Annotated in this window: 22 protein-coding genes; 1 reads left to right on the top strand and 21 read right to left on the bottom strand. The window is 30.0% G+C overall.

Features of this window, described 5'->3' with window-relative positions:
• Nucleotides 1-19: 19 nt before the first annotated feature.
• The 5 genes from hepT to BKP45_RS10685 all read right to left on the bottom strand — a co-directional run bounded on the left by hepT (nucleotide 20) and on the right by BKP45_RS10685 (nucleotide 2,796).
• Nucleotides 20-424: a type VII toxin-antitoxin system HepT family RNase toxin gene (gene hepT, locus BKP45_RS10705; protein ID WP_071389684.1), complete on the bottom strand. Its 405-nt coding sequence runs from the start codon at nucleotides 422-424 to the stop codon at nucleotides 20-22.
• On the bottom strand, nucleotides 414-818 hold the full coding sequence (gene mntA / locus BKP45_RS10700; protein ID WP_211272966.1) for a type VII toxin-antitoxin system MntA family adenylyltransferase antitoxin: 405 nt from the start codon (nucleotides 816-818) through the stop codon (nucleotides 414-416). The genes hepT and mntA overlap by 11 nt, the downstream gene beginning before the upstream one ends.
• Nucleotides 819-913: 95 nt before the next feature.
• A complete protein-coding gene (locus tag BKP45_RS10695; RefSeq protein WP_071389682.1) occupies nucleotides 914-1,228 on the bottom strand; it encodes a nucleotidyltransferase family protein in 315 nt (104 codons plus the stop codon).
• 4 nt (nucleotides 1,229-1,232) lie between these two features.
• The gene (locus BKP45_RS10690) at nucleotides 1,233-1,631 is read right to left on the bottom strand and encodes a nucleotidyltransferase substrate binding protein (RefSeq protein WP_071389681.1); all 399 of its coding nucleotides are present in this window, start codon (nucleotides 1,629-1,631) and stop codon (nucleotides 1,233-1,235) included.
• Nucleotides 1,632-1,872: 241 nt separating this feature from the next.
• Nucleotides 1,873-2,796, bottom strand: a complete 924-nt coding sequence (locus BKP45_RS10685) for a TraB/GumN family protein (RefSeq protein ID WP_084787836.1) — start codon at nucleotides 2,794-2,796, stop codon at nucleotides 1,873-1,875.
• A gap of 314 nt (nucleotides 2,797-3,110) precedes the next feature.
• Between BKP45_RS10685 and BKP45_RS10680 the strand changes: the two genes are divergently transcribed.
• On the top strand, nucleotides 3,111-3,737 hold the full coding sequence (locus BKP45_RS10680) for a hypothetical protein (RefSeq protein ID WP_071389680.1): 627 nt from the start codon (nucleotides 3,111-3,113) through the stop codon (nucleotides 3,735-3,737).
• A gap of 552 nt (nucleotides 3,738-4,289) precedes the next feature.
• On the opposite strand, the gene BKP45_RS10675 is transcribed toward BKP45_RS10680, so the two are convergent.
• The 16 genes from BKP45_RS10675 to BKP45_RS10605 form a co-directional block, all read right to left on the bottom strand.
• Entirely contained in the window at nucleotides 4,290-4,553 is a 264-nt protein-coding gene (locus BKP45_RS10675) for a hypothetical protein (protein ID WP_071389679.1), read from the bottom strand.
• Between the two features lie 109 nt (nucleotides 4,554-4,662).
• A complete protein-coding gene (locus BKP45_RS10670) occupies nucleotides 4,663-4,872 on the bottom strand; it encodes a hypothetical protein (RefSeq protein ID WP_071389678.1) in 210 nt (69 codons plus the stop codon).
• 69 nt (nucleotides 4,873-4,941) lie between these two features.
• Entirely contained in the window at nucleotides 4,942-5,163 is a 222-nt protein-coding gene (locus BKP45_RS10665; RefSeq protein WP_071389677.1) for a hypothetical protein, read from the bottom strand.
• Nucleotides 5,133-5,642, bottom strand: coding sequence for an HlyD family secretion protein (locus BKP45_RS10660; protein ID WP_071389676.1), 510 nt, complete (start codon nucleotides 5,640-5,642; stop codon nucleotides 5,133-5,135). The genes BKP45_RS10665 and BKP45_RS10660 overlap by 31 nt, the downstream gene beginning before the upstream one ends.
• 101 nt (nucleotides 5,643-5,743) lie before the next feature.
• A complete protein-coding gene (locus BKP45_RS10655; RefSeq protein WP_071389675.1) occupies nucleotides 5,744-6,412 on the bottom strand; it encodes a YIP1 family protein in 669 nt (222 codons plus the stop codon).
• A 211-nt stretch (nucleotides 6,413-6,623) separates the two neighbouring features.
• Nucleotides 6,624-6,869 carry a hypothetical protein gene (locus BKP45_RS10650; protein ID WP_071389674.1) on the bottom strand — a complete coding sequence of 82 codons (246 nt, stop codon included), beginning with the start codon at nucleotides 6,867-6,869 and terminating at the stop codon, nucleotides 6,624-6,626.
• A gap of 189 nt (nucleotides 6,870-7,058) precedes the next feature.
• Nucleotides 7,059-7,316 carry a hypothetical protein gene (locus tag BKP45_RS10645; protein WP_071389673.1) on the bottom strand — a complete coding sequence of 86 codons (258 nt, stop codon included), beginning with the start codon at nucleotides 7,314-7,316 and terminating at the stop codon, nucleotides 7,059-7,061.
• Nucleotides 7,317-7,514: 198 nt separating this feature from the next.
• Nucleotides 7,515-7,823: a DUF1700 domain-containing protein gene (locus BKP45_RS10640; RefSeq protein WP_071389672.1), complete on the bottom strand. Its 309-nt coding sequence runs from the start codon at nucleotides 7,821-7,823 to the stop codon at nucleotides 7,515-7,517.
• Between the two features lie 229 nt (nucleotides 7,824-8,052).
• Nucleotides 8,053-8,367 (bottom strand): hypothetical protein, encoded by a 315-nt coding sequence (locus BKP45_RS10635; RefSeq protein WP_139193808.1) that lies wholly within the window; start codon nucleotides 8,365-8,367, stop codon nucleotides 8,053-8,055.
• Between the two features lie 10 nt (nucleotides 8,368-8,377).
• Entirely contained in the window at nucleotides 8,378-9,136 is a 759-nt protein-coding gene (locus BKP45_RS10630; RefSeq protein WP_071389670.1) for a hypothetical protein, read from the bottom strand.
• Nucleotides 9,137-10,508: 1,372 nt separating this feature from the next.
• A complete protein-coding gene (locus tag BKP45_RS23310; protein ID WP_281243153.1) occupies nucleotides 10,509-10,643 on the bottom strand; it encodes a hypothetical protein in 135 nt (44 codons plus the stop codon).
• Nucleotides 10,644-10,699: 56 nt separating this feature from the next.
• Complete coding sequence (locus tag BKP45_RS10625) at nucleotides 10,700-12,607, bottom strand: ABC transporter ATP-binding protein/permease (protein WP_071389669.1); 1,908 nt, start codon at nucleotides 12,605-12,607, stop codon at nucleotides 10,700-10,702.
• Nucleotides 12,608-12,610: 3 nt separating this feature from the next.
• Nucleotides 12,611-13,654 (bottom strand): zinc metalloprotease, encoded by a 1,044-nt coding sequence (locus BKP45_RS10620; protein ID WP_071389668.1) that lies wholly within the window; start codon nucleotides 13,652-13,654, stop codon nucleotides 12,611-12,613.
• Nucleotides 13,644-14,987, bottom strand: coding sequence for a radical SAM/SPASM domain-containing protein (locus tag BKP45_RS10615; protein ID WP_071389667.1), 1,344 nt, complete (start codon nucleotides 14,985-14,987; stop codon nucleotides 13,644-13,646). The genes BKP45_RS10620 and BKP45_RS10615 overlap by 11 nt, the downstream gene beginning before the upstream one ends.
• Before the next feature lie 57 nt (nucleotides 14,988-15,044).
• Entirely contained in the window at nucleotides 15,045-15,854 is an 810-nt protein-coding gene (locus BKP45_RS10610) for a hypothetical protein (RefSeq protein WP_071389666.1), read from the bottom strand.
• Nucleotides 15,855-16,386: 532 nt separating this feature from the next.
• Complete coding sequence (locus BKP45_RS10605) at nucleotides 16,387-17,031, bottom strand: response regulator transcription factor (RefSeq protein ID WP_071389665.1); 645 nt, start codon at nucleotides 17,029-17,031, stop codon at nucleotides 16,387-16,389.
• Nucleotides 17,032-17,050: the final 19 nt, after the last annotated feature.

Below are 17,050 nucleotides of genomic sequence, written 5' to 3'. Positions count from 1 at the left end.
CTTACAATCATCTATAAGATTAATAACGAAGTATCGTTTTTGTATACTCTGCAAAATCAACTAAATGATTGTCGAGAATTTTTTGCAAGATCTCTAAATTAAGTTCTTGATAATCATGGACAGCAATATTTCTAAACCCCACCATTGCTTTCATTTTATTTGAAAGGGAAGAAGAAATAATCCCTTCGTTTTCTAAAAAGGAAAACGCGTCTCTACTGTTCTGCGGCAAACCTAATTTTTTCTCTGCAACAATATGCATAGCAAGATCTATACTAGCTTCGCAAGCACGTTGTAAATTTAAAACGACAGAATCTTGTTTTGTATAGTTTTTTAAATTAGAAGGTGTATCGGCATATTCCTCATGAATCCGTCTAATACATCTTTCAATCATACTTATTTTATTTAAAATAACATCATTTTTCATAAATAGACCCACTTTCATCTATCCTTTTCAATATAGGTAAACGCTCCTCATTTAATTTCGTATACATTTTTAGAGCCTTTAATTCAAATTCAGCTTTCTTTTGTTCATCCGAACAATATATAACTTTACCAGTATATATGACTTGTGCTTGAAAAACTGTGCTTGCCTGATTCAAATCGATTAAGTCTACATCACGATTTAGTTTAGAGGCAAGTTCTTGGGAAATCATGAATAAGTGATAACTATCTATCTTTTGATTATTTAAGAATGCAACATCAAAATCACTATGTTTATTTGCAGTTCCTTTTACTGTTGATCCAAACAAAATAATAAAAAATGGAGATAAGTTTTCAACTAAATGTTCAATAATTATTTTCTGTTTATCTTTATACACTTTGAAAACCTCCAAATTCTTATAATAAATCATCTATTCTGTTGTGATTTAGATACCTAAACTTTTCGATTTCCTTATCTTTTGAGGTGGGTGTCTTACCGCCCCTTAAGAGTGGGAAAAATTTCAATCCCTGAATTATCTATGTGTTCTGCTAATTTTTGATTAGAAATACTCTCGTAATGGATAACGTCAAAAAAATAAGGAAGTGGATACTCTTCATTTAAAATGTCACTCAAGCCTGCCACTATTTTTCCGTTAATACTTTCACCAAAAATTGCCATATCAACATCTGAACCTTTTTTATAGTTTCCCAGTGCTCGACTACCAAAAACCTTTACTCTCTCTATTTCAGCATACTTTTTTATCGCCTTAGTTATATAATGCAAATCTTTATCTAATAACCCAAACATCGAATCATTCCTCTAGTAGTTTTTCATATAATTTTTTTAATTCTGGTAAGAATTCTGTTTTAATTTCATTAACTAGTTTTTCTGCTAATGCATCATCATAAGTGTGTGTCGTTAAGTTTCGCTTAGCTAAAGCATCTAACCATACGTGCCCATCATTTATTAACTCTATTTGATATGCTTGTTTTATTGTTTCCCTCGGACTTTTGACCACATAACCTTGTGCTTCTAAGTAATCCTTTAAAACCTTCCATGCCAATTCAAATGTCATTTCAAAAAATTGAATAATCCCCGCCCGTTCTAATTCTGTACTTATTGGCTGATTAGAATATTTTTCAAGTCGCAAATAGGATTTCTCAAAATTTTCAAACCTTTGCTTCCATCTGATATCCTTCAATGAATCCATTATAAACCCCCATCCTCTACAAACGCTCTTTTTGTCTTTTATTCTATCATTATATCCCCATTTCCTCTTAATTATTAAAGGATTTCTCCGAATATGAATAATGCTAAATCCTTTTTTTCAAAGTTAACAGTAAAAAGTAAGAAATACTTTGGTAAAAAATAACCGACAAAATATGATTGAGTTTCGCCAATTTTTGTCGGTTATGACTTGTTTTTGAGTTTAAACTAGTTCTACCATTTATTTAATGAATATGCTCTACTTCATACCCTTCTGCCTCTAAAATAGAGACAATATGTGGCTCCATGATTAAATGTAGGCTTCCGACTATGACAAAATAGGTTTTGTCACTGTCTTCCTGGAGGAACTCGATAATCTTTTCGGCCATTTCATAGTTTCTTTTATCATTAAGTGCTTCCGTAAACTTTTGTGCTTCTTCGCTTTCATTTAACCCTTCCACTTCAATTAACAATTCTAAAAGTCCATCTATATCACCGTTCTTATAATAAGTGAACAGCTCAATCATCTCTTCTTCGTACTCTTCTATATTCGACAATGAATCTTCTAAAAATTCAATTTGTAAATCTAGTGACATATCAGCGAAGATTTGAAACTGTGATTCCATTGATTCTAACTCTATAATTTCTTTCCCATCATCATTTGCCCGGATTAGAAAATATTCATCAACACCATGAATATAATCTAATTTTTCCAAAATTAATTGTTGAATCGTTATAGCTAATAACCATGGTTGATAGCTCTCAAACATTTCTAATGGTAAACCCAAATCATCTAGTGTATCCGATATTTTAGAATATACTTCTTGAGGGAGGTGATCTTCTAGTTTACTACCATCTTGAAAAAGACCTAACTCGACAATTAATGTTTGTACAGCCATTAAATCCAAATCTGTTATATCAATTTCAGGTACTACAACATCAGCTTCCTCATAAGCTTGCTCAATCGTTTCATGAAAAGGATAAAAGTCTTCGGTACCAGCATGAACAGTCCCTTGTAGATAAACAGTTGTCTCTCCATCTTCCACTTTCCATAAAAAACCACCTGGTCTTTCTGAACTTTCAACATCTTCATTTACACTTTCAGAATTACACGCTCCTAATACAAATAAAGCCCAAACCATAAAAATACCTAAAAATACTCGTTTCATTATACCGCTCCATTCTTCATTTTTTTTTAAGTTCTAGAATTCCTCATAATTTTCCAACTCTTACTAAACATTCTACTATATCCTAATAAAAAAATAACCGCCATAATATGGCGGAGTTCCGCCAACTTTTGGCGGTGTAAGTTGATTTGAATGTTTATCGTGAAGCTACGATATTTTCCTTATACAGTGGAAAATAAATTTAAAAGACAATACCTTACACCTAACAAAATATTTATAATATTCTTATACTTCAAAAGTCTTATATGATACAATTCTCAAAGGAAATAAAAATGATAAAATTTAGGAGATGTTATATGAATAATCTACTTTTCCAAGAAACTACCTCTTGGATGTTGATTGGGACATTCGGTGCATTATTATTATTCTATGAAGCTTACAGAATTTATAAGCAAAACGGAGTTATTACTGAAACTAAGCTATTCTATCATACAATGACTTTTGTTTCGTTTTTTCAATTATTCGTAATTGCGAATTTTGATATAAATCCAATGATTTCATTTACGATCTTATTTAGTTTTTTTATCATCATCATACTTATTAGAGTTTTTAAAGGGAATAAAACGATTGTCATTTATGAAGCACGTTCGGAAATCATTTTTCCTATTTTAAAAACAAAGCTTAGAGATATGGGCTTTTCATTTGAGGAAAAAGACGGCTTTCATGATGAAGAAGCTATTTATTCTATAACTGAAGAGGCAACAAAAATTAGCATTGATGGCGGGATCTTAGGTGATGAAACGAAAGACTATCGGATTTCCTTCAAAAGTGAAGGGAGATCCTATCGTATTGAAGAGCTACAGCTAAGTTTAATTGAAGCATATCAGGCACAAAACAGAGATAAAATCTTTTGGAAACAAATATTGACAAATTGCGGACTGGGTGTTGGCATCATTGTTGTATTAGGTTTCTTTTTATATTAACATCCAATTAAAGCACACCAGAAAAGCTCAAGCGCCTTGGTCACGAGCAGCTGCTCCTGTGCCACTCCGTTTGCTCAAGAGCAAAGCCGCTTCGAAGTAATCCAAGTAGCAGCTTCACTGGGGCGACCTTTGACGGAAGCCGCTCTCTAGACGTTTACAACCATCTACACACTAATGAAAATAAAGCTGAACTTCAATCAGTGGGGGTTTTCCTTCATCCCCCACTGATTGTTAGTTCAACTTATACCACAGGCATAAGAATAACTAATCATCAGCTATCACTGATGAAAGTTATTCTATATCGGACCTTTAGGGGCAGTTTATCCCCCATCTAAACTTCTCGATTTTCTTAAGTTTTGAGGTGGGGGTCTTACTTGCCCCTTAAGAGTGGGATAAAACTAGACGAAAGTTGTTCCAATGATTTTTCACTTTAGTAATTCGTGTTGACCATAAGTATAAACTAAAGAGTAAGTACATGTGATATTCTTATGGTCATTTTGTTTCGTATAAAAAATTCTATATGCCTAAATGTATAATCACATTATGGGAAACTTAAACACTAAGTAAATACATTAACAACGCTATTGTTAAACCAATATTGATACCTACATCTCCAGCAAGACTTTTATTCTTGTTTCTCTTTTCTATGATAGCCAAAATTTTTCCTATAATCACCAACAAAAAAGGTATACTGACTAATACTTTCGTAAGGGATACGCTAATTGTCACTTCTGACATTAAAGGTATGAATATTAAAGAAATAAACCACAATACGGCTACAAAATATAATAAATACCTTATTTCATACTTCTTCATTTTTCACCTCGTATTAAGTTCCTTCTGTTTAAAACATTTTCCTCTATATTAATTCTGGTTATCCTCACAAGTCATTAAGTAAATAGAACTGTTTTAATGGCATACAACATTATTCAGTATTTTCGCGCAACCACTTTTTATATGTGAATATTTCTATTATCGAGAAGGAAATAACTACCCCTATAGCGATACTACCATAGAAAAACTCCTTATTAAAAAGCTTTCCAATTATAAAGAAAAATCCTAGCACAACGGATATATTAATAATCAATCTTATTAATATTTCACCTGACCTAGACCATAAATATTGAGCTAACAATTTGCTACCACCTCATATAAAATATTCATTCCTGTAAAATATACTATTAATTCAGATCAATCGTTTTAACTAATAAGGTCTTATAAAAATAACGATGATAGCTAAAAGAGATCCTATTACAAATAGCACTATAGAAACCTTTATTTTCCACCTAGCTTCAGCTACAAGTTCATTTGAAAGCGTATCTCCTATTTGAAGTTTTTTAAATCGTCTCCCTAACTGATAAAACTGGAATGCTGCTAATATAGAAAAAACTGCTGCTAATATTGATAAAATTTTATAAAGCTCCAAAAAACCCTCTCCCTTTCAAGAAAAGCGCAATCTCTTTTCTTTAAATCTTCTTTCTTTTTGTTAAGCTCAGCTTTTTGCTTTATTACATCGTCTTTCTGTCTGTTTATTTCTGACAAACGTAAATCAATAGCCTGTATCGATAACGCATATTGCTCTTTTTCAATTTCCAAATGTTGACTCTTATATTTAATAAGCGCTGTGCCCTTCTCTACGAAATCTCCTTCTTCAACTAACAGCTCATATTGTTGTCCTATTTCAGGGGAATAATATACGATTTGTTCATTTTTGACATATAGAGTTCCTGGCAGCATTACCGCCAAAACTAGGAGTGTCAGCTCAGGACTAACTGTTTCAACCTCATAAATCGTTTCTTCAATGGAACGGGCAACCCCTACCGTTGTCATAACCCCAATTAATACTATTACACCTACGATGATCCATTTTTTCTTTTTTCCATAAAAGCTCCTTTGTTTTATCATTCGATATGAGGCTTGTCGCTATATCCATATAATTTTATAGTAATAAAAAGGGTTAACGCAGATTCACTTGCGCAAGCCCTATTTATTTAACGAATATTTTCTTAGCTAACTAATAATGCTAAAAAGATACTAAAGATAGTAAATAAAATCATTACGATCCATGCTAACGCTGCACCAAAATTCGCTACTTTTCTTAAACCGACTACAGCAACAATAAGTTGCCAAATCGAGAATACCTCTATACTTATGAATAATGGACTCACATTTTCTTCTCCAAATAAACTAGCTAAACTAGTAAATGGTATATCTGGATTTGTTCCGAGTAATGTCGTCATGATCGCATTAAATAAAACTCCTACTCCACCAATGACGGATACAAATACCGCTAAAGAAAATAGCTGCCTAAAAGTAACCTCACTCTTACTAATTTTTGCAACGATTATGATAACAACAGCAAAAATTAGTGCACCCATAACTGGAATAAACACCCCAGTTACTAACATCATAATCCGCATGAACATTTCCATTTCAGCAAAAATCTCTATATCCTCTGGACCGATTTCTGCAAGCAACCACGAGCTATCCGTTCCAAAAGCGATAATTGCCATTGCAATCGTGTATAAAAGTGTTACTAACAATAACGGTACAAACACTAGCGGATTAGCTTTCAGCTTTTGAAACTGCTCACTTGGATTTAAAAACATTCCAAATACCGACGGCTTCCCTAGTTTCACAATAATTTCTTTACTTTTCTCATGTAATTCTGACATTTACTCCACCCTCTCAAACATATGATTAAAATAATATAAGTTCATAAAGCTACAATTAATCATACAATAAAAGCTTCGATTTCGAACCGACAAGTTTTGGCGGTATACCGCCAATTTTGGCGTGGTGTTCTAATCTTTTAAATAAAAAAACTTTAGTAAAGACATCGTCTATTTTATAAACGGCTTTACTAAAGTATTTTAAACTTGCTATTTATGAACTCAGCTTATCGTCCTGAAATTTTTTCTTACCTAATTTCCAACTCAAATAACTAACAATTGTTGCTAAAATTATCGTTATCCAAGAAATTCTCGCTTCGACTATTCCACCATTTGATATTTCTCTGAAATCATAGAGCAGTATCAACCAATCAATATTTAAGACTTTGCCAATAATAGCTAAAAATATAAGAGTTAGAAAGAAACCAAGTAAAGACATATAATATGGCATATATTTCATTATGAAATCACCTCGCTTTACAACATCATATTCTTAATTATATATTACAAAAATAACAGATTTACAAAAACAGCTACTAGACTTAGAGTATAAAAGTAACAGACCTTGCACACATTATAATAGTTTTTTAATATGTCCAATTTCATGAGCAAGGATCGCTTCACTTTATTTTAACGTCATATTTTCAATTCAATAATCTGTGATATAGATATGTTTTTTTCGAGTAATCCCAGTTACTAAAGCATTCGTCACTTTGTTTTTTTCATTGACCATATATAAAGCTTTACGTTCTAATTCTGCTTGTTTACAAAAATGCAAAAGCTGCTCTCTTATTTCAGAATCTGGCGTCTTATACGCCTTTAGTATTTTTTCAAGGAATAATGTCGTACCAATAAGAAGCATAACAATAATAAGGATACTAATCAGGAAAACTCCAAAGCCGCCCAAAAAATCTTCTGGTATAAATTCCAAGGCTGAAATAATGATAATAACGGGTTCTTAATTTTATATAACCAATTTTATGATAAAGAATAAACTCTATTATAATTGCCTTCTCTCTATAATTAATAATCTTATGGTAACAATAAGCCTTAATTTATAAACTAGAAAATTGAGAAAGTTGGTTGCGTAACCAGCTTATTGCCTTCATATTATAAAAAACCATCTAATTAAAAAAGAAAATACGAGCATTATTGCTATAAATATTAATGTAGGTAACCACCTGTTATTCGATTTATTCGTACTTGTAATCTTCAAGTATTCATTTGCCATTTCTTCTGGATCACCTAATTCGATTAGGGGATCCTCATTTTTAACTCTAGATTCTCTAACTTGTTCATATATATTGTTCCGAGCATCGTTTATTATCTTTTCTTTTACTCCATTCATAATAAGTTTATCTAATACAACTTCTAAAAACTGATTTTCCTTTTTTGTTAATTTAATCTCATTCATTAAAACCCTCCCTCGTTTTATTCCTCTAAGGCATTTTTTTTAAACATTTATATTTATCTTGCTGAACTTTAAACCAGTCTTTAACTTCACTATCTAAAACACTAACCCAGGGTGGCTTTTTGTCTTCATATACATGGCATTATCAATAAGTTAAGTGTTTGGCACCAAGATGCACTATCTGGCACCAGTTGATAAGAATCGCGCTCTCCACTGAAACTGCTTTTTTAACTTATACTTTTGACTCCATATCCGACTTCCCTTTTTTCATTAACACTTCCTCCACATCAATAAAGCACCTACTATAAAAAAAGATTGTCATAAACGGAAACGTAATAATCTCAGGAAAGCTATAAATATACCCGTTTATCACATAGTAAAAAAGAATTGCTAGACTAGCAGCCAAAAGTTCTAACATATTATTTTTCGTAAATTTCCGATAGAAAAAGTCAATAAAATAAAATGGATTAATACGTAATCCACTAAAAGCTCGAACAGTCACAAGAATATACAAGATGCCGACTAAATAAAACTGTTTAATCTCCAATATGAGCTAGCTAAGCAATCGTTTCGAATTTTCTCTTATTTACTCTAATTAAGTATAGGGTCAAGACTAGCAAACTAATAAATAACGTCAACATTTCTAATACTAAGTGCTTAGTTGACCATGATTCCTGACTGATAAAATTATATAAGCTAAATAAATACGTATCTACTCTGAGATAATAGGTTATCTTATCTAATATCCAGTGAAGATTCCCTATTGTTAAAACAACTAAAAATGTCAACAAGCAAAGAATAAACGGAACCATTTTAACGACAAATTTATTTTTAACATTCGGGACAATAAGTGAAGAAATTGTTATTACTAAAACTAAGAATGTAATTAGTAATAACACATGACCGATCATAACTAATATATAACTCCAGCCATAGAATTCACCTACAAAGGAATTAATGAATGGTTGAAATATATTTCCGCCCCACAATAACATGGCAGCCCCTATTGCTATTAATAGAATAGATGCAACAAATGTCATAATATAAAGTGCCTGTGCGACAATTACATTTTTTATGTGGGTTTTTGAAACGATATTTTCAACAAGCCCTTTATGAAAATCCCTCTGTTGAAAAGTAACAGTATTTCCTACCAAATGCATACCAAACCCAATCAACAAAACAAACAAAAGCATAAGATATTGATTAGCAGAATATAACAGGTTATCAAAATACGTTAACCCATTATAATTATTTAAAAATTCCAGGAAATGATCTTTATGAGTACCTTTCATTTCTTGCATTGTTAATTCAACCATAGCAAACCACATTTGGAAGTCTTTATTTGTTGAATAATAGCTGTCCGCTATAACTATTGAACAAATTATTCAATAATAAAATGTTAAATTCCGATTTAATATATTTAAAGTATAAACTTTTTATCATTTGGTCCTCACCTCGCTTTGAAAAATGAATTGCATGGTAAACAAAAACAGTTAAACTCTACTGGTTTAAACGAGTTGAACTTTTTGAATTTAGGGTGTCAGACATCATGAATTTTTTTACGAAACATAACTCCTCCAATATAGAATAAGTGCAAAAATCGATTAGTCTATCGATTCTTGCACTTAGACCTTAATGATTAAATCTTAACTAAAAAGTTCTTACCGCTCTTCCCAAATAAATAACTATAAGAGCATCAGTTCCTAAAGCTAACAAGGCTCCAAGTGCCCCACCTTTTGCTCCACCAAATGCAGCTCCAATCTTAGCTACTACTGCTGCTACTTTTCCACCAACTTTAATAAGTGTTGTCCAATACCCTCAACCTACTTGCGCTAATAATGCACCACCAGAAAATGCAAAAGCACGACTACCATATCTTCTAGTAAAATTGCTCATGCTTTGATTGAAATTACTTCGACTCCATGATCCCTCATCCAAGTAAACCTTATCTCTTATTACGCTTTATTATAGAAGTAATATATGTATGAAAAATCTTAAAAGCGTCTTAATAGAATCTTGTTTACATTAACTAGGCGGAGCCATTAAGTCCACAAGTATTCCAACCGCAACCAAATTCTAATTTTTCTTCAAGTTCTTCTACACACTTAATTAGTTCATCAGTCTGATTTAAGTTTTTCATATTTATTTCCTCCCCTCTCACTTTTTAAAGCTTATTATAATGTTAAATTAGCTCCGCAAGTATTCCAACCGCAACCAAATTCTAATTTTTCTTCAAGTTCTTCTACACACTTAATTAGTTCATCAGTCTGATTTAAATTTTTCATATTTTTTTGCTCTCCTCTCCATCTTTAAAGCTTATTATGCTATTAGATTAACTCTGCAATTATTCTAACCACAACCAAATTCTAATTTTTCTTCTAATTCCACTACACTTACAATTAGCTGATCGGCCTCAGATTTCCCCCTTTCTTTCTTAGCAGGTTATTTCTCTTCCTCAAAAGGCGCTAATATAGTTTAAAACATATTAAATTTGAGTTGACCTACATGGGGAAATTTAGAAGAAATTAATCTTCCTAAAAAAACATAGTTATCCTATCAATTAAATAAAATTGATTTTGCAAATCATGATAGGTAATACACTACGATTAATACCGCAAATATTAACCCAACAGCCCAACTCTTCTCTGTCTTCTAGTTCTTCTATATCAATGACGGAATTTAACGATCTCATGATATGTCAAAACTACATGTTACAACAAAGCAGTTCCCATGATTTATTGGACAAGCATTCCAACTACACGATAAAAGTTCTTTATTCTCTAATTCATCTAATACTTCACTGAGTTCATTCAATGGTAACATTGTAGATTCTCCTTTCAGCAGTTTTTGAAATAACCTTTCCTTTTGAGGGTTCTATTTTATTGCAAATTTTTATATACACTATTTGTTACTATTTTGTATAGAGGTATTATTAAAACTATAGCAAAGAACAATAAAAACGTTGATAAACCTATTAAGTAATCTAAACTATTCATTTTTAAAACTTCTTTTAAATTGCTTTGTTGTTCAAATAATATATTTATTGGATCTATTAGGAAGTTAAATAATAAAACTGAAGTTAGGCCTGCAACTAAAAAAACTAAAAAGTATTCAAATAAAAAGATTTGTGCATTTTTAAATTTACTGAATCCAAAAATTGAAAAAATAGCAAATTCTGATTTCCTTTGAACTACATTTATATAAGATAAGAGAGAAGTAAATGTAAGAGTAACCAATATAAATGCGGAAGTTAAAAACACCATTAACATTTTTACAGCATTTACAGTATTTAGAAAGTTCGAAAGGGAAATAGCTGGATTATTGGCAGTTATATTTGCTTCAACTGCAAGACTAAATACATCTTCTTGAGTTACCTCTTCAAACATGTCCACCAAGTAAATCTTATCCCTTTTAAGTTCATCACTGAGTGAGTTATATCGCTGTTTTGAAATGAAAATTGGATAATTAGTTGAATTTCCATCCGATTCTAAAATACCCTGAATCTCAAAAGTTATTGATTTTAACTCAACATTAGTAGGAATTTTAAGGGTAATACTTTCACCAATTATATTTGTTAAATCCCCTTGTTCAGTTAGTTGTTTTGCAAGTGTTTCTGGAATAATAACTCCGTTTCTATTTATTTTCTCAGTACCTAAAATTACGTTGTTAGGGTTATTATAAGGTAATGAAGTTACAGTTTCTGGGTATTCTTGTAAATAATTATTATAAAAATTAAGAGGGTTATGTGTTTTGCCATTAAACTCTATTTTAATAAACTGTTGGGATACACCAATTTCCTCAATTTTTTCTATCTTATTTCCCGCTTTATGTAATGTTTCATTAGTAATATTCTTTATATCATCTATATCTCTATTTTGTTGATCAATTATAACTAAGGTTCTATTACTTGTTTCATTGATAAACTCTGAATAATTATTTAACAAACCTCTATTCACCGCTTGAATGAAGAATGTTAATACTAATGAAATTAAAATGGTAAAGATCAAAAGTATGTTTCGTGCTTTACTATTTTGAAAATGGTGAAACGAGTAAATCAAACCTGAAAAATAGTTATTTTTTTTCTTATTTGGACGACTAATCTCCTTTATAAGTGATGTGAATCCATTATTATCATTTTGAGTTATTTCTCTTGTTTCTAAGTTATAGATTATATTGCATTGTTCTTCAACATAACGGTCATGGGTAATAATAATTACTGTTGTACCTTTATTCACTAGTTCTTTAAAAATATTTAATATTTTTTCACGATTATGTCTATCTACAGATGCAGTTGGTTCGTCAGCAAATATTATCTTAGGACTATGGATAATTGCTCTTGCTATAGCAACCCTCTGCTTTTCTCCAATTGATAATTTTGATACTTTTTTTGTTTCATATCCTTCTAAACCTACTTGAATTAATACTTCTTTAACTTTATTTTGTTTTTCTTTCTTTGACATATCAGAAAACCTTAATGGTATAGTGACATTTTGATAAACACTAAATTCTTCTATTAATAAGTGCTGCTGTGGTACAAAACCGAAAAACTTTTGTCTAAATGCCTCCTTTTCTTTATCAGATAACTCGTGGAACGAATAATTACCATAATATATTTCACCACTTGTAGTTTTACTTAAACCCATCATTGAAAAAAATAATGTAGTTTTACCTACTCCCGATCGTCCAGTAATACAAAATAGGGAGTTTTCTTTTATTTCAAAATCCACATTAGAAAAAACTTCTCTTTTATCTTTTATTTCTTTTAAATTATGTACCTTTATCCTCATAATCTACCTCCATAAAACACGAATAATTGACTTAAATGCAAGCAATGTAAAATAGGCGATAAAAACAGTGTAAAAAAGCCTGAAAATATTTGCTTCAACTATTAATTCTGTTATATTTGTAACATTAATCCTAAATAGCATAAATAGGAAAAACACTAAAAAAATACTTGTAATTAAAGAGTAACATTTAATTTTTATGATTGTATGCTTATAAAATACTGCTGTTAATTCTTCACTATTAGTGAACATATTTTTGATAGATATTCTTATCCATTTGTGTAAATTGTAAACACCAAGGTGGTCAGATAATATCCAATAACCATCATATTTTAAGAATGGATTAAAGTTATTTAATAGTATCATAGTAGAAAATAATATATATATGTTAACCAGTTCACTTTTAATAAATAAATTAACCATTAATACTATAAAGATAAAATAAAGTTGAAAAATAATTCCCGCTATATCTATTTCCAGTCTTTGTTTTCTTTTTAATAACCAACTTTCATACATTGGAACAAATAATACTACCGATGTTAAATATATTCCTACACCTACCCCACTCAAACTAAGTTTGTTTTTTTTCATTGCAGTTAAATGTCCAAATTCATGAAAAATAGTTTGTATTAGTAAACATATGCAAAATAGAATAATCACTAAAAGGCTATTTGTATCAAAAAAATTACTATATAATTTACTTTGTTGAGAAATAAATTTAATAAGTGAAAACGTCAAAATACAAGGAAATAAGAGAAAAAAACAAAATATTTTTCCTGTTTTAGTTAAAAGAAACTCAAAGTATTTTAAAAAACTAAAATCCCAACTGCTCCCTATTATTTTTTTAAAAAAGATTGTTTTTTCTTTTTTAAAATTAAAGTATTTATCCTCTTTTTGTAATAGTACTTCTATAGGAATCTCTTTATTTAATAATATTGCATTGTTGTACTTCTTAGAGTATGCAACAATTTTTTTTTGCTTTCCGTTATAATCAAATTCTGCTATTTTTATTGAGGGATTTTTATCAGTTACTAACGTATTAACATTCATTAATTTTTTCTCCAATAGCTTCGTCAAAACTTTTATGAATCATAATCTTTGAATCTTGACAGTAACTTTGAAACATATCATTATTTACTATTTCAGAATGATTCGGACAACCTCCACCACAGAACAAACTATATTTACACTTGCTACAATTTTTCAACATATGAACATGTCTTTTTTTCCAGTTTAAATATTTTTCATTAAACTGTATCCTATTATCTTTTTCTAAACTTATCTTACCTATTGATTTGTTATTATTTTGGATTTGTTCCCAACATGCAAACAAATTCTTATTAGGTGTGACGACTAACATATTTCCAGTTGCACCACAGACTGATGTTCGAAATGGAATGCTATTTCTACCTAGTAAATCTTTTATTTGTGATCTATGCAACTTATATGTTAGATTATCGTGTTTTATATCATCATTCTTTGTAATATCTTTATCCATATACTTTTTTTTAGTATTAATGTAAGCTGTATGTAGACATTTATTGTAAATACTTACATTGGTACAATCAGATAGAATTTCTTTGGCTTTTAAATATTCTTTTAAAGCTATATAATCGCTTTCGTTTTCTATTGATAGATTTACTCTAATTGTAATATTTAGTTTAGGTATTTCTTTAATTAGCATTTGAATATTTTTAATTATCTTGTTAAACGTTCCTGACCCATTTTTCAAATACCTTAATAAATCATGTCTTTCTCTAGTTCCATCTAAAGTAACTTGGATGGAATCAAAATTCACATTATTTTTAAATATTTCTATGTAGCTATCTAAATCATATCCATTAGTTACCGCATTAACTTGTATATTTCTTTTTTTGCCTTCATTCACTATATAATCAACAATACTATAGTTATCTTTTTCTAGTGGCTCTCCACCGAATAGTGTTATTTGTTTAATTGTTTCTAGTTTGTCAATATATTTAAAAGTAGAATCAATTACACTTAATTCCATTTTTTTCATCGGGGCCATATCTAAGTCTGTTAGTTCAAAACAGTAAGAGCACCTAAAATTACACCCCATTGACGGTACAATCACAATTGATGTAATCATTGATCTACTTTCATATAAATGGTTTGCTATCCTATAATATTTTTCTTCATCTTTATAACTTGAAACAACATAGCCCCTTTCAATTAAGGTATCAATATCCTTTAGCGAACTCAGAAGCGTTTCTTGTTTTTCTTTCTTCATTTTTGAAATTTGTAATAGTTTGCTATAGACATTTTCCTCTAATAAATCAACACTTCCCGTATATCCATGCACAATATATTTATTTTTACAATTCATTGTTGAAAATATAGTATAATTTGAAACAATTAACATAATTTTATCTCCCTAACATACAAAAAAGTATTTATATAGTAATTAAAATTAGATTTTTTATATCATTACTTTCTTTTCTTCTATCTTATCTCTAATGGTTTTAACCTTAATTAAATTATCATCTAAGAAAATTTTATTTAGTAATTCAAACTCACTAGAGCTATTTTTATTAATAACTTCCGACAAACTAATTATTTTTTCGCACAATTTATACGCAATATTATCTCTGTCATCTGTTTGAGAATTAAAATAATTATATTGTTTACTTTTTAAATCTTCATCAATGTCACGTAAGTCATCAAATAATTGCTCCAGTAAACAAATATTTGAGAAATATTGGCTTATTTCGAATAATGAATATGATGTTATATTGCTGGTTAATTCATTCATAGCACGTATAATACAATTCACCATTTTCAGTTTTCCTCTTGCCACTCTTTCATATAGACTATCACTTCCGATAGGAAAATTTACTCTGTTAATTGAAAAAATGTATTCTGCAGCGTCTTGTACTAATTCCTCAAAAAATGATTGTGACAGATTTAACTTTCTGAACGAATTTATTATTTCATATATTAAAAAGTATTTTACAGATAGGAAAGTCATATCATTACTTTCTCTATCTATTACCATATCAATTGAACTAATATGATCTAAAAACAAACCTGCTATTTCTTCTAATATAGTTAATTGCTCATCTGTAACTTCGAATATTTCATTAATTGCGTAAGGCAATAATAAATACCTACCATCAATTCTTTGTTTAATTTCTATATTCAGCATCTTGCTTAAACTCTTATATTTTTTTTCTATTTTAGATTCAATGTTTTTCTTGTATTCAAGTATTTCTTTAGTTTTCATATTCATTTAAACCTACCCCCATTTTTGTAGTAGTTAAATAGTCACTAAATCAATTTATTAGTCTTTATCATAAATTCTTTGATTTCATTTTACATTATATTGAAATTATTTATTAACAGGAGCGTTTTTTTTGAATTCTTCGAATATCCACTTAACTATACACCAAACGTAACGGTACCGATTTTTTCTTGTTCACACAATTACTGTTTTTACTGTAACTAAGCGTCATAGTCAGAAGCATCGTGTTGTTTTACATAAGGGTACTTTTTATAAAATAGCATTTGAATTTCGTTCCAACTTTGTCTAATTTAACAGATTATCAATTCCTAACTCTTACCAATTATCCTACTATATCTTGGTAAAAAAGTAACCGACAAAATGTGGCGCGGTTCCGCCATTTTTGGCGGAGTTTCACCAAGTTTTGTCGGTCACTAACTTTATTTTTACTAGACTAATTGGAATGCTAAGTTAATTGTATAGAAAATGAAATTTTTGATGGACGTCAAAAAGATGCCCTCAAATCGAGAGCATCCTATGATCAAATCAAAACCTCTGGTATTAACCCTAGCTTACGTCCTTTTTCAACAACATCAACTCTGGAACTAACATTTAATTTCTTGAAAATCTCTCTTAAATGTCTTTCTACAGTCCTACTACTCGTAAATAATTCCTTCGCTATTTGTTCGTTTGTTAGTCCTTTGGAGATCTTTATCACAATTTCTTCTTCTTTTAGAGAAAATGAAATTTTGGTACCGTTTTCGAAGCAAAGTTTAGATTCGGTCCTTCGAAGTTGATGTAATATCTCAGTAGGAATAACGGATTGATGATTGATCACATCTCTGATTGTACGAATAAGCTGTTCTTTAGAGGATGACTTGCTTATAAAGGCAGAAACGCCGACTTCAACTAGATGGTTAAAATAACAAGTAATTTCATAACCTGTAAAAATAATAATCTTCGCATCTTGATGAACGTTCAAAATTTCCTTTGTTAATTCTAAACCATTTAATTCAGGCATTTCAAAATCTATTAAATAAACATCATGTTTTTTTACTTTCAATAAACTCATTATTTCTAAACTTGAACCATGGAACTCGACATTAAAGTCGGTTTCACTTGATAATATAGTTTTTGTACCTTCTCCCACTATGGAATGATCATCTACAATAAGAATATTAATCAAACTATCACCTGCTTTTAGC

The organism is Anaerobacillus alkalidiazotrophicus (assembly GCF_001866055.1).
The sequence above is the reverse complement of the archived record's forward strand: the minus strand, read 5'-3'. Positions and strand labels throughout refer to the sequence as shown.